At 51.0% G+C, this 12,757-nt stretch carries 11 protein-coding genes; 4 read left to right on the top strand and 7 right to left on the bottom strand.

Annotated features, from left to right (window positions below; translation table 11 throughout):
* Window positions 1-104: 104 nt before the first annotated feature.
* Complete coding sequence (locus A7K91_RS19015; protein ID WP_068685669.1) at window positions 105-734, bottom strand: 3'-5' exonuclease; 630 nt, start codon at window positions 732-734, stop codon at window positions 105-107.
* A 223-nt stretch (window positions 735-957) separates the two neighbouring features.
* On the opposite strand from A7K91_RS19015, the gene A7K91_RS19010 reads away from it, so the two are divergent.
* Window positions 958-2,223, top strand: coding sequence for an MFS transporter (locus tag A7K91_RS19010; RefSeq protein ID WP_245697659.1), 1,266 nt, complete (start codon window positions 958-960; stop codon window positions 2,221-2,223).
* 97 nt (window positions 2,224-2,320) lie between these two features.
* Here A7K91_RS19010 and A7K91_RS19005 read toward each other — a convergent pair whose 3' ends face one another.
* Genes A7K91_RS19005 through A7K91_RS18995 form a run of 3 tightly spaced genes read right to left on the bottom strand, consistent with a single transcriptional unit; the run spans window position 2,321 to window position 5,604 of the window.
* Window positions 2,321-4,111: a CotH kinase family protein gene (locus tag A7K91_RS19005; protein WP_245697657.1), complete on the bottom strand. Its 1,791-nt coding sequence runs from the start codon at window positions 4,109-4,111 to the stop codon at window positions 2,321-2,323.
* Between the two features lie 55 nt (window positions 4,112-4,166).
* Window positions 4,167-4,889, bottom strand: a complete 723-nt coding sequence (locus tag A7K91_RS19000; RefSeq protein ID WP_068685667.1) for a DUF4956 domain-containing protein — start codon at window positions 4,887-4,889, stop codon at window positions 4,167-4,169.
* Window position 4,890: 1 nt separating this feature from the next.
* Complete coding sequence (locus A7K91_RS18995) at window positions 4,891-5,604, bottom strand: polyphosphate polymerase domain-containing protein (protein ID WP_068685666.1); 714 nt, start codon at window positions 5,602-5,604, stop codon at window positions 4,891-4,893.
* Window positions 5,605-5,798: 194 nt separating this feature from the next.
* Here A7K91_RS18995 and A7K91_RS18990 point away from each other — a divergent pair, with 194 nt between their 5' ends.
* Window positions 5,799-7,040, top strand: a complete 1,242-nt coding sequence (locus A7K91_RS18990) for a purple acid phosphatase family protein (protein ID WP_068685664.1) — start codon at window positions 5,799-5,801, stop codon at window positions 7,038-7,040.
* A 176-nt stretch (window positions 7,041-7,216) separates the two neighbouring features.
* Here the strand turns inward: A7K91_RS18990 and A7K91_RS18985 are convergent, their stop codons facing one another.
* Both A7K91_RS18985 and A7K91_RS18980 read right to left on the bottom strand, forming a co-directional pair.
* Window positions 7,217-8,848 (bottom strand): sensor histidine kinase, encoded by a 1,632-nt coding sequence (locus tag A7K91_RS18985; protein WP_082967584.1) that lies wholly within the window; start codon window positions 8,846-8,848, stop codon window positions 7,217-7,219.
* Window positions 8,845-9,531, bottom strand: coding sequence for a response regulator transcription factor (locus tag A7K91_RS18980; protein WP_068685662.1), 687 nt, complete (start codon window positions 9,529-9,531; stop codon window positions 8,845-8,847). Before A7K91_RS18980 ends, A7K91_RS18985 begins: the two co-directional genes overlap by 4 nt.
* Before the next feature lie 205 nt (window positions 9,532-9,736).
* On the opposite strand from A7K91_RS18980, the gene A7K91_RS18970 reads away from it, so the two are divergent.
* Together A7K91_RS18970 and A7K91_RS18965 are read left to right on the top strand one after the other, a co-directional pair.
* On the top strand, window positions 9,737-10,702 hold the full coding sequence (locus A7K91_RS18970; protein WP_068685659.1) for a peptidoglycan-binding domain-containing protein: 966 nt from the start codon (window positions 9,737-9,739) through the stop codon (window positions 10,700-10,702).
* Between the two features lie 299 nt (window positions 10,703-11,001).
* Complete coding sequence (locus A7K91_RS18965) at window positions 11,002-11,979, top strand: EamA family transporter (RefSeq protein ID WP_068685657.1); 978 nt, start codon at window positions 11,002-11,004, stop codon at window positions 11,977-11,979.
* 395 nt (window positions 11,980-12,374) lie between these two features.
* Here the strand turns inward: A7K91_RS18965 and A7K91_RS18960 are convergent, their stop codons facing one another.
* Window positions 12,375-12,713 carry a cupin domain-containing protein gene (locus A7K91_RS18960; RefSeq protein WP_068685656.1) on the bottom strand — a complete coding sequence of 113 codons (339 nt, stop codon included), beginning with the start codon at window positions 12,711-12,713 and terminating at the stop codon, window positions 12,375-12,377.
* Window positions 12,714-12,757: the final 44 nt, after the last annotated feature.

The following is a 12,757-nucleotide window of genomic DNA, read 5'->3' as shown; positions in this document are numbered from 1 at the left end:
TTGAACCGCCGTATACCGAACGGTACGTACGGTGGTGTGAGAGGTCGGCTACTCAACTAATGGGTAGCCTCCTACTCGATCAGACTCGATTTGCGCGATTAGCCTCAGGCTTGTTTAGGCGCGTATTTCAGCTCAATCGGCAGCAGCTTGGCCGTTGGGGGGCTCCATTTTGGCGGGCCGTATTTCTTTAAATAACCCAGTGTATTCAAGCTGTCTCCTAAAGACAAATCCTTGTCCATTTCGCGCAGCAGCTCCCATGTAGCCGTTACGTCGTTTAAAGCGCGATGGCCTCCCACAAGAGAGATGCCGTATTTTTCGCACATATCGCCTAACGTATGAGGGTAAACATGATTCAGTCTGCTGATGGTCAACGTGTCGATGTAATCGTTGCTGAAGGAGCGGCCCGCTATTCTCAGCAGGGAATAATGCAGGAAGCCAAGATCAAACAAGGCGTTATGCGCAACCAATATGTGATCGCCAAGCATGCGGTTCAGAATACGAAAGGCTGTATCCTCGTCCATGCCTGTAGCGGTCATTTCATCCGTTATTCCCGTGATCTCGGTAATTTTGGGCGCAAGCTTGCCGTCATATTTGACAAGCGTGCTGAATTCGCTGGCAACAACGCCGTTAACGACACGAACCGCGGCCATCTCAATAACCCGATCCTTGGCGGGATCAAGCCCGCTCGTTTCAAAATCAAACACTGTAAAGGAATTGCCTGAAATAAAGCTCATTTGAATGTCACCGTCTTTGCAGTTGGTTTTGTTGTTCTCATCTTTAACCTATTCTGCAAAAAAAGCGGATTCCCTCCCTGGAGCAATGTCAATGTGATATACCTTTTGCCTTCTTTTTGCTGGAAAGGATATCGATTAAGGATAGTTGGTATGGTAGACTGTCACTGTATGCCGTCTTTGGAGCACGTAATCAAAGGCCGGAAGCGACTGGGGGATGTCAACCATGAATATGCCGCGAAGGCTGCTTAATGCCTGGAATTATGTAAAAGCTTCGCCTCTGCCGCCAGACCAGCGTCTGGGGCGCGATGCCGTAACTGCACTTATTATTCATAGCTGCTTTCAGTTCGGAGCATCAATGTCAGGTTTGTTTCTCAATTTGTATTTATGGCGGCTGACGCAGGATTTAACGATTAACGCCGTCTATAATATTATTTCCTTTGCCATGACGCCGGCGGCATTTGCCTTGGGCGGGCTGATCGCCAAAAAACGCGACAGGATGTTAACCTACCGGATCGGCATTGTTATGATTGCTTTTTTCTACTTAATGGTTATTATCACTCAGGAGCATGTGCCGGATTATTATATCTGGTTTGCCTTGTTTAATGGCATATCCAGCGGATTTTATTGGACCGGTTATCTTGTGCTTCAATACGATGTATCGACAGATTCCAACCGAATCCGCTTTTTGGCAATGAACATGGTTATGTTTAATACGGCAGGTCTTGCCGGGCCGGCGCTTGCGGGGTTTATTATCCAGCGGAATGAAGGGCTGCAGGGATATATTTTTATTTTTACACTGGCGTTTATTATGTTTGTTATCGCAGCTATAGTCAGCTTTCGCATTCCCACCGTGCATTCCCATCACAGAATTTATTATTTGAAAATGATGGGGCTTGTCATGCAGCGCAATCGTCGCTGGCTTAAAGCGCTGTACGGCTTTTTGGTAATGGGGCTGTTTCAGGGGATTATGCTTTTTTTGCCCAATATCATCTTGTTTCAGGCTGTCGGTCGAGAGGATTGGGTAGGCTATCTTGGCGTGTTTTTCTCATCTCTTACCGTAGCGACGGGTTATGTTATTTCCCGTAAGGCGCAGAAGGAAAATGTGCGCGTGTACGTTTTTGCTTCCACAACAGGCGTCGTTATAGGTTCTGGCTTGCTGCTGCTGGGCGTTGAGATATGGTCTGTCGTTACCTTTATGATTCTTTTTTCCATATGCAATCCTCTCGCCATCAATACGTTAACCTCTTATTATTACCGGCTGATGGGTACGCTGCCTTTGAAGGGACAACTGCGGATTGAATCCGTTGTGATGAGGGAGCTGTTCCTCAACATCGGACGTGTAATATCCATTTCATTGCTGGTGCTGCTGGTTGCCGATCTTCAATCCGCATGGATGCCGGTGGTGCTGTTCGGCATGGCGGCCATGCAATATTTGCTGGTGCTGCTCATTCGTGAAAAACCGGCCTCCGAAACGGAGCGCTGCGATTAACGTAAAGCCGCCTTTTATACCGCCTCTATATGTTTCACTGTCACAAAACGGCCTTTGTCAGACGAATAAGCTTCATTCTGACAAAGGCCGCGTTGTCTTATCTTTTTCTCCGGTACCAAATAACCACGAAGCATGAAATAATCAGGCACAGGAGGGCGATACCTACATTTTTAGCCTCCTGAATAAGGGCGTTTTGATCAACAACGGCATTGCTGTTAAAGCCCCCGAATCCGGGAAAACCGCCCATGCCTCCCCCCTGACCAAAATCAGGCCGCCCCATGCCGCCCTGAAATCCGCCTGCGTTGCCATTGGCGTTCATGTTGGGCATGCCGCCCTGAAATCCGCCCGTGTTGCCATTGGCGTTCATGTTGGGCATGTCGTCCGGGAATCCGCCTGCGTTTCCATTGGCGTTCATGTTGGGCATGCCGTCCTGGCCCCCGCCCGCGTTTCCATTGGCGTTCATGTTGGGCATGTCGTCCGGGAATCCGCCGGCATTGTCGTTGGCGTCCACGTTGGGCCTGCCGCCCTGGAAACCGGCACCGTCAGCGTTGCCGCCGGGACGTCCCATGCCGCCGCCGCCGAAGCCGCCCATACCGCCGCCCATGCCTGAGCCGTCACCAGCGGATGGAGTTGATCCGTCGAGCTGGTCTGTTATTTTGGCCGTGTTGCTGGCATTATAGGAAATGAGCTGCTGCACGCCTTGCTTGAACTGCTCGAAGGTGACAAATGCCGTAGGATCGGCCTGTACCTTGTCGCTGATCAAGTCCTGAATTTCCCCAACCCTGGCTGCAAAATTCTCCTCCGACAAATAACCCTGTATCGCTTCCTTCAACATCGCATGATACCGTTCCTTGTAGGCGTCTACCGCCAGTAGCTTGGCGATTAGAGGCCTATCCGCTAGAGCTCCTGTTGTGGGCTCATCAATCAGAATTTCGCCGCTGCCATAACCGCCGAAGGCCATGTTGAAGTCCCAAGGCAATATGGAGTAGATTCCGCTGTTTCCAAAAAGATAATAGTTATGCTTTTTGTCGGAATGATAGCTGTCAAAATTCCCGCCGGCCACATTTAAGGCAAAATAGCCAAGCGCATGGTCCACGTTAAGGACGGATTCATAATCGGAGCCGTTGTTCAGCACGTCGAGCATGTGAAGCAGGCTGTCGTCATCGGCTTTACCCTGCTTGGCGTCAAGCCCGGTATAGCTGTCAATCGTCTCCAGCCAGGTAAGCTCGCTGCCATTTCCTCCGTTAGCTTTGTATAGAGCGCCAGCGCTGGTGCCAAAATGGCGCTCCAAATAAGCATCGCCGATTTGCTCGATTGCCAGATACAAGCCTTTCAGCTCATCGTTGACATACAACTGGACAAAGGAATATTTGGGCGTCGGCAGCCCCAATGTTTCTGCGAGCTCATAAGCCAGGAATTCCCGCATATATGAGTTGTCGCTGTAGCCGTTGTTGAAATTGACCTTTGATATGCCGCCCAACGTCTGATTGACATATTCGTCAAAGGATATTTTAAAGCTGTAGCGATCGGAGTCATTGTTTCGGGCAACGCTCGTAAGACTTAAATTGCCTTTAGTCCGAATGGCGACATTGTCGAAAACTTCGCCGTTGTAATCAACACTTGCTTCCATGGATTCCTCTGCCAGCGGATTGTCCAGCATGCTTTGAAACTTGTCGGGATCAATTGTCACCTTGACGTCGATCACCTTGTCCTTGGGAAAATAAAGCTCATCCAAACTTTGCTCGGCCTTGGAGATGGAAATCCCGGCTTCTCCTTCATTGCTGCCGCTATCGGCCAAGCTGCCGTAGATGGCGCAGCCCGCGAGTATGGCCAGCAATGCAATGGAGCAGGGCCACAAAAGCTTTTTGCCCAGCTTGCCTGCCTTCAAAATAGATGCCTCCTTTGAATGCTATAGTAAAAAGGTATCAGAATAACGACGCCAATTAAGAAACATAATCTCCGTTATAACTGATCAGAACGGCACTGCTTACGTCGCCAAGCTCCGAGAGACTGTTGACAAAACGCCCCGAGCCTTCGCGAAGCCGAACCTCATACGTGATTTCGATGCTGCCTGGAGAGACGGTCTTTTGCTTGACGTTGAACTTTTTAGCGTTTTTGGCGATTTCCTTGCCAACAGCTTCTTCGGCGGCGTCATTGCTGCAATTGACGACCAGCAGGAACGGCGTTTCCACAGCACCGCCTTTGACGAAGAAGAACAACACCAGGCCAATAACAATGGAGCCAACGATGGCGAGATTGTAGAAGCCGGCTCCTGTAACGATGCCCGCAACCGCTGCCCAAAAAAGGAAGATCAGATCGGTAGGATCTTTAATGGGCGTGCGGAAACGGACGATGGACAATGCGCCGACCATGCCAAGCGACAAAACAAGGTTGGAGTTGATGGCGATAATGACTGTGGCGGTAATCATGGTCATGCCGATCAGGGATACATTAAAGCTTTTGGAATAAAGGACGCCGCTGAAAATCCGGCGGTATAGCAAAAAGATAAAGAGGCCGATAATAAAGGCGATGCCAAGGGTCAACAGTATTTTTGTCAGTGAAATATCGGAGCTGAAATTTTCAAGTACGGAGTTCTTCACAATATCGGAAAAATTGGTGGTGCCAGATGCGTCGGTTGCAGCCGCCGCCTGAGTTGCCTGATTCATTTTAATAATCCTCCCATGAATTGGTTTTTAGAAATTTTCGGCAAATGACATATTTGGATGCGGATTGCCGGTTAAGCCCCTCGAGCTGCAGTGCGGTTTGAATGGCAGCCGGGATGTAGGCATCGTATTTGACCTCAAGAATGATGAGGTTATCTTCGATAGCCCGGATCGGCTCAAGCTCCTCGTCGAAAATATCAGTAGCATGCAAGCCTGTCCGCAAATCCTTGTCAAAGGTAATGCGGACATTGCCATAATGGCCTACAAATGGCTCTCTGACATAATCAACAATAACTTTGGGCCGAAGCAGTGAATATTTCATTTTGTCATGCAGCTCCTCCAGCAGAGGTTTGCCGCTGTCTTTCAGAAATTCGTATCGTCCCGCCATCAGCTCCTCGTACATCTCTCTGGTAAGGGGCTCCTTCACTTTGGCGATATAGTCCCGAAATTTTATTTTTTTCTCAAAATGAATAACTTTGTCGCTTTTGTTGTAGATGCGGATGCGATATTTCTCTCTGTCTCGGATGCCGCCTAGTTTTTCATGAAGCGCCTTGTTGTTGATATCGTCAAAATAAAGGCTGCGGATGTGGTACTCCCCGCTAGTTCCCGTATGGGCGTCATGCTTCAGTACCCCCAGCAGCCGCTGGCGCATAATCCAGTATTGATGGCGGTTAATAAAAAACTTCAATTCATTCCGATAGGTTAATGCCGGATTCATGTATACACCCCATTTCTGCTTGACTCTATAAGCACAACCTTTCTTCAAGGCAGATTCTGCCGGTTGTGCCCGCTGCAATTTATTGTATTGGAATTTACTTATTCTTAACTTAAGGCCGGCTGAAAGATCGCTGAATGAATGTCAAGAGGGTCTTGTGTTAAGATTTTATTAAGAGGGAAAGGAGTGGAGCCAAAATGAAATGGGGAAAAGGCAGCCTGCTGCTGCTTCTTTGCTGTCTGTTGCTGCTTGGCGCGGTGCTGGGAGCCGAATATTGGGGCCGCCTTGAAAAAAACAAGCCCAAATCGTTGGTTACAACGTTTGTCGGAGACCCCGGGACCATGCGCGGCTTTGCATGGAGAAGCAATGGCGAGGGCGAAGAGGCGGCTATTCTTCAAATCGCGAAAGGAACGGAGGAGCCGGATTGGAACGGCACGGAGGGGGCTGTTTTTTCGGGTACATCCATTCCGGTTACGGACGGAAACGGCATATTGGAGCAAAGCAACAAAGTAATTGTGACCGGTCTGGAGCCGGGAACGGCTTATTTCTATAGAGCGGGAAACGCTAAAACGGGAAATTGGAGCGAGCCCGCAGCTTTTGTAACGGAAGAACAAGGGCTGGAAGACTTCACCTTCATACATGTCAGCGACTCGCAAGGGGAGACCGAAGCCGATTTTTCCATTTGGGGCAACACGGCGAGAGCAGCTTTATCGATGTTTCCACAGTCGGCCTTTGTGGTCCATAGCGGGGATTTGACGGAGGACCCCTACGACGGACAAGCCTGGCATTACTTCTTTAATGAAATCTCCTCATGGGCTGGAAAAATACCGCTAATGCCGACCACAGGCAATCATGACGAGGTGAGTGGAGATAGCGAAATGTTCCGCTCCTATTTTCAATTGCCCGATAACGGCGAAAATGCTGCCGCCCAGGGGAGCTCGTATTATTTTGACTATGGAAATGTCCGGTTTATTATATTGAATACGGAGTCGCGAGTGAAGAAGCAGACCGAATGGCTGAGAGAGGTTTTGTCAACCAGTGAAGCGGGCTGGACGGTTGTATCGCTGCATCGCGGGCCTTACGGCGGCAATGTCAATGAGGATGTTGACGAGTGGGTGGAGTTGTTTGACGAATACAAGGTCGATCTTGTCTTGCAGGGGCATAACCATGAATATTCACGCTCGTATCCGCTCAGGGACGGGGAAATCGTTGCAAGCGGCGATGAACCGGTGTCGGCTGGAGCCGGTACCGTCTATGTCGTGAGCAATGCGGCAGGGCAAAAGCTGAATGACAAAAAGAAGGATCAATTTTATCATAAGGTGCACATGCAAAACGGAAAACCCGTATTTGCCGGTATTACAGTGAAGCCAAGCGCTCTTCGCTATGAGGCGTATGATATAGATGGGCAATTGCTGGATGCGTTTGAAATCGTGAAGTAGGGAGCCAGCAGCGGGGCATTTGCTCTGCGATATCGGAGCGCTGGCAGACGTATAGCCTGCGTATCCGAACACTATGGGTTGATGGACAGCATTGCGCTGCCATAAACATATGAATAATAAGCCCTGCCGCAGGTTAAGAGGCAGGGCTTCGATGGTTGCAGATTTTTAATTTTGAGCTAGCTATTGGAATCCTCATACAAGGGCAAAGTAATTTGGAATATGGTGCCTTGTCCCGGCTTGCTCCAAACGGTGATGTCTCCTTGATGGGCGTTAATAATGGTTTTGGATATGGCAAGGCCCAGGCCGGCGCCTCCTTTTCGGCGGGAGCGGGAAGCCTCTCCACGATAGAACCGTTCAAACAAATGGGGCAGATGAGTCTCTTCAATGCCAGTGCCGTTGTCTGCAACTTCAAGGATAGCGAACTCCTCCTCAGCTTTAAGCGATACGGTAATGGAGCCGTTGCTGCTGGTATGCTGGACGGCATTTTGCACAAGATTGAGTACGACCTGCTTCAGCTTGCCGCTATCGCCGCTCACCCTAACGTTATTCTGAAGCTTCAGCTTTAGCTCCCGATCTTTGGCCAAAATAGCGAGCTGCTGTTCCATCTCCTCTAGCAGCTCATTCAACATGAGTTTTGAGAGGACAAGCTGCGGCGCTTGATCCAGCTTGACGAGCTGCAGCAAATCCTCCACCAGCTGATGCAGCCGCGAGGCCTCCTGATTCATGCTTTCCAGCGCCTTGTCCAACTGAACGGGGCTTGCAGCGGCGCCGCGCTGCAGCACCTCGATAAAACCTGAAATCGAGGTTAACGGTGTACGGAGCTCATGCGATGCGTCTGCAATAAAGCGGCGCATCTGCTCAGTCATATCCCGCTCTGCAGCAAAGGCTTGGTCCAGTCGAGCAAGCATACCGTTAAATGCCACGGACAGCCTGTCAATTTCTTCCTGGCCTTGGCTTTCCGGTACCCTTTTGCTCAGATTGCCCGCATCGGTCACTTCGGCTGCCGCTACCACATTGGATAAGGGCATTAACGTTCGACGAAGCAAAGGAACGTTCAGCAGTAGTCCAGCTCCAAGCGCCAACACCGTCAGCACCCCATAAATGCCAAGCTGCGTCATTAGCTGCTGGGTAAGCGGGGCCAAATCAGCGCTAGCCTGGATTAGCGTATGATCGCTGCTTCCCGGTCTTCCGGCAAGCCGAAATACAACAAGGCTGCTGCCGCCGTCGACCTCTTTAATGATATAATGAGGCTCCATTTCCCATGCCTCCAGCCGGGTGCGGATCAAATGGTATTCCTCGGCTGTGAACGTAACAGCCCTGTCCTCGCTTGTTCCTCGAAGCGGATGCGGGCTGCCAGCCTTGTCGATGTAATGAATCAAAACGCCGGGCGGCAGCAGGACAGGCGGCATTTCCATGCCTTCCGTTATTTTGTCACGGTTGCTCTCGATGCCAGTCGCTTGAAGCCATATCGGAGGCAGTGCGGAAATTTGGGCTTGAAGCCCCTCCGCCTTGTTTCGATACAGGAAGTTTTGCATAAAGAGATACTGAAAAATGCCAACCAGCAGAAACAGAATGCTCATCAGCAGCAGCGATCGGACGAGCAGCTGTCTTCGGAGCGTGCTGCGCCTTAGCAGCGAAACAATGCGGCGTTGCCCTCTTTGCAAGCTGCTGAGGTCTTCCGCCAAGCCGCGCCCTCCGATTTGCAAGCTGCCCGAGTTTCCTGTGAAGCCACGTTCATTCCCTGTCGTGCTGCGGGAGCTGTCTTGCCGCCTGTCTGGGCCTGGGGTATTATCCTTATGGCCAGTCATGGAAAGTCCATCCGATAGCCGGAGCCGCGAAGAGTGCGAATGAGCCGATGCTCTCTGTCGCCCAGCTTTTCTCTAAGCGATCGAATGTAGACCTCAACAATATTTTGCTCTCCCCCAAAATCATATCCCCAAACCTTCTGCAATATATAGGCTTTACTCAGAACAACGCCGTTGTTCATCACAATAAATTTAAGCAGCTCAAACTCTGTGGGGGACAGCTCCAGAAGCTCGTCGCGGTAAAAAAGCTCCTTGCGGGCATCGTCGAGCCGAAACGGACCGTATTCAACCTCGCCAAGCAGGTTGGGGAATTGATTGCGAAGCCTGGCGTTTATGCGTGCAAGCAGCTCTCCAAAGCTAAACGGCTTTGCCAAATAATCATCCGCGCCAAGTGTAAGTCCTTTTACCCGATCTTCGACTTCATCCCGCGCCGTAAGCATAATAACAGCAACCTGATTGCCGTCCATTTTGAGCTTCCTGCACACTTCAAATCCATCCATTCGAGGCATCATGACATCCAGAACAACGACGTGGGGCATAAATCTCCCTGCCACCTTTAATGCTTCAACGCCGTCAGAGGCCACAGCGACCTCCGCACCTTCATTAATCAGTCCAAGCTCCAAAAACTGCAGTATATTAGGCTCGTCATCAACAAGCAACAGCCGTATTCCGTTAAGTCCCTTCATTTTAAGAGTACCCTCCCATGTGCATTTTCCGTTACCCCTTATCATGGCCGAAAAGAGCGATAAAAGGGCGTTTTCAGATCATTATTAAGCAAACTTTCAGTTTGGACAATCTTTTTTTGGTTGCTCATGCAATGATTCTGGAAAAACGGGGGATATTAAAGTCTGGAAATAAACAAATTCAGGAACGGAAAGGATAGTGTCTGATATGTTGGACTTTCATGATTCTGCGGGCAAAGGCAAAAAAGCGATGTCCTTGGCGAAAAAAGCGGTTAAATACGGCAGTGTAACACTAGCGGGCCTTGCATTGACGTTTAGTCTTCAGTATACGTCACACGGGATTGGCAAACACGCAAAAGGCCCTGATGTATATGTTATTCAGGGCATGCTGAAATCGCTGGGCAGCTATAGCGGTCCGATTGATGGATATTATGGACCGCAAACGGTCAAAGGCGTTAAATATTATCAGAAGACACACGGACTTGCTGTAACTGGAGCGGTTGACGGCCAAACGCTGCAGTCCATCGGCTATGCCTACTCCTCATTAAAAGCAGGCGGCAGCAGCACCAGCTCCCAAAGCAAAGGAAAAGCGGGCGCTAGCGGCAGCGGCAAAGGTGCAGGAAGCGGCGCTGGCGGTGGAGCAGGAGGCGGCGCTGGCGGTGGAGCAGGAGGCGGCGCTGGCGGTGGAGCAGGAGGCGGCGCTGGCGGCGGAGCAGGAGGCGGCGCTGGCGGCGGAACAGGAGGCGGCGCTGGCGGCGGAACAGGAGGCGGCACGGGCGGCGGAGCAGGAGGCGGCGCTGGCGGCGGAGCAGGAGGCGGCGCTGGTGGCGGAGCAGGAGGCGGCACGGGCGGCGGAACAGGAGGCGGCACGGGCGGCGTTGAACAGGCCAAGCCTGGCAAGCCGATAAGTCCATCGGAAACAAGTCCGGCTCCGGTGAAGCCAGCCCCAGCGCAGCCTTCGCCACAAAAGCCGGCTCCGGTAAATCCGGCCCCAGCACAACCGGCCCCTAAACCGGCTCCGGTGCAACCAGCGCCACAGAAACCGGCTCCGGTAAATCCGGCTCCCGTGAAGCCGGCGCCCGGAAGCGGCGCCGGGGACAGCGGCAAGTGGAGCAATCCCAGCAAAGGGAACACGATTCCGCCAAACGGAGCCAATAAAAGCAAAGGCCAATAAATAAACGTTTTTTAGCAAGCAAGGAAGCGAGCAAGGGCCCTTTGCCCGCCTGGAGTTTCTCCCATCATAGAGGGAGCTGAAATTCCGGCAGGCGAGGGTCCTTTTTATGGCCGCAGCTTCCTCATGTTTGGGACATTCCTATTTTGTATCTGGCATCCCGCATGGTTCTATGCTACCATTTGACACAGGACATGCCCTCCTAGCAATGCGGCTTTTGCCGGATCAGAGAGGCGCAGAATGTCCTGTTTCTTTTAATAAAGACAAAACAACGTGAATAACGTTGAAAAAGGGGTAGGAGCATGTGGCTGACTTTATCGGTGCTTGCGGCGTTCAGCTTTGGCTTGCGTGGCATCCTGTATCACTGGACCAGCAAAAAACCGATTAATCGCAATTTGTTGTTATGCGGCACGTTTTGTACGGGAGCTATTATTCATGGCATATGTGCGATTGTTTTTTCGTCCAATTGGACATGGGCGGCTTTAATCGGAATTCAGATGGGGATTTTTTCGTTTGGCGCCAACGCCAGCATGTTTAAAGGCTTTGCGGTGGGCAAAGCGTCGATTGTTGCTGTTTTGACTGCGCTGCCGTCTGTTGTGGTTGTGCTGGTAGCGTATGGCTTGTGGGATGAGAGGCTTCATTTATTACAGATTGTGGCGTTTATGATCATAGTGGGCGGCGCACTGCTGGTTCGTCTGTCCAACGAGCTTTCGCTCAAAAATTTGCAGGGGGCGCAGTGGGGGCTGCTGGCCATGCTGCTTTTTGCGGGGAACGATTTGTCAGGCAAATGGTCGACGCTGGAGGAGGCGGATCTATTCGCCACCATGTTTTGCATGTTTGTTACCGGAGCTTTGTGCTTTGGCGTCTGGTGGCTGCGCGATAGAAGGATCGAGATGGACGTACTGCTGCTTCATAAGCAGGCGCGCGAGGAAACAGCCTCGGCTGGAGCCGTTACAGCCGGAGCCCCCACAGCGGACGGCAATCACAACCAGACCCCCGCCGATGGCGGGAACCCTGCAGTCACTACGGGCTGGAGCGGCAGGCGCACGTTTGTTACGGGGCTTGGCATTGGCATCACAAACGCAGTCGGCATGATGTTAATCGTTTCCGCCTTTGCTATCGGCAAAGCGGGGCTTGTATCCGCCGTAACGGCGCTTAATGTGCTTATCGTTCTTTTGTACACCCGATTTGTCATCAAAGAAAAATTCAAGCCCGTTGAAATCGCAGGTATTTCGCTGGCGTTCCTGGGCATTATTTTGATGCGGCTCTTTGGAGCCTGAGAAAAGACGGGGTTTCCCGCTCCCCAGTCAAATCAAGGCGAGTTTGTACGATCTTTCATACAAAGCAGTCTTGCATTAACGTCAATTTTTACGAGTTGTACGAAATATCGTATAAAACAAATGGAAAGTTGGCATTATACTCGTTTTTTGTATGATTGGTCGTACAAACAGACCAGAATAGTAGATGTGAATCTAGAGTTTGTACGATAAATCGTACAAAAAATTCTCTATCAAAGTTCGGCTTACTATACCTCAGACCGTACCTTAGAAAGCACCACAGACCGTACCACAACCAGTCCACAAACAGCACCACAGGCACTACCTCAGACCGTACCTAAGAAAGTACCACTGACAGCACCTCAGGCACTACCTTAGACCGTACAACTGGCCGTTTGCTACAAAATAACCCGGTCGCCCCGGCTAGCCGGCTCGGAGATAACCAGAAACTCGGTGTCCTCCGCCGAATGGTTAAACATTTGATGCGGTACAGTCGGCGCGATTTCAATGCCCTCGTGCGCGTTCAACAGGATGGCTTCGCCGTTTACCTCCATCGTAGCCGTACCGGATAAAATAAAGAAGAACTGGCGCGACTGCTCGTGATAATGACGAACCTCGCTTGTATTCCCCGGCATTTTTTCATGAATGACGCTTAAGCCCGGCTGCTGCACCAGCCGCCATCCGTCGCAATTAGCTCCCCATACATAATGCTCCGCGTTTTCCTTGCTCACTTTCATACCTGCAGCGCCTCCTTTTTTGTTATTTCATTATAGCGCCTTTG

The organism is Paenibacillus oryzae (assembly GCF_001675045.1).
Taxonomy (GTDB): Bacteria; Bacillota; Bacilli; order Paenibacillales; family Paenibacillaceae; genus Pristimantibacillus; species Pristimantibacillus oryzae.
The sequence above is the reverse complement of the archived record's forward strand: the minus strand, read 5'-3'. Positions and strand labels throughout refer to the sequence as shown.

Bases quoted from the DNA above. Each gene is read 5' to 3' on its own strand.
- A7K91_RS18995 (WP_068685666.1), bottom strand. From the start codon at position 5,604: ATGAATCCGGCATTAACCTATCGGAATGAATTGAAGTTTTTTATTAAC.
- A7K91_RS19015 (WP_068685669.1), bottom strand. From the start codon at position 734: ATGAGCTTTATTTCAGGCAATTCCTTTACAGTGTTTGATTTTGAAACG.
- A7K91_RS18970 (WP_068685659.1), top strand. From the start codon at position 9,737: ATGTTGGACTTTCATGATTCTGCGGGCAAAGGCAAAAAAGCGATGTCC.
- A7K91_RS18990 (WP_068685664.1), top strand. From the start codon at position 5,799: ATGAAATGGGGAAAAGGCAGCCTGCTGCTGCTTCTTTGCTGTCTGTTG.
- A7K91_RS18985 (WP_082967584.1), bottom strand. From the start codon at position 8,848: ATGACTGGCCATAAGGATAATACCCCAGGCCCAGACAGGCGGCAAGAC.
- A7K91_RS18960 (WP_068685656.1), bottom strand. From the start codon at position 12,713: ATGAAAGTGAGCAAGGAAAACGCGGAGCATTATGTATGGGGAGCTAAT.
- A7K91_RS19010 (WP_245697659.1), top strand. From the start codon at position 958: ATGAATATGCCGCGAAGGCTGCTTAATGCCTGGAATTATGTAAAAGCT.
- A7K91_RS18965 (WP_068685657.1), top strand. From the start codon at position 11,002: ATGTGGCTGACTTTATCGGTGCTTGCGGCGTTCAGCTTTGGCTTGCGT.
- A7K91_RS18980 (WP_068685662.1), bottom strand. From the start codon at position 9,531: ATGAAGGGACTTAACGGAATACGGCTGTTGCTTGTTGATGACGAGCCT.
- A7K91_RS19000 (WP_068685667.1), bottom strand. From the start codon at position 4,889: ATGAATCAGGCAACTCAGGCGGCGGCTGCAACCGACGCATCTGGCACC.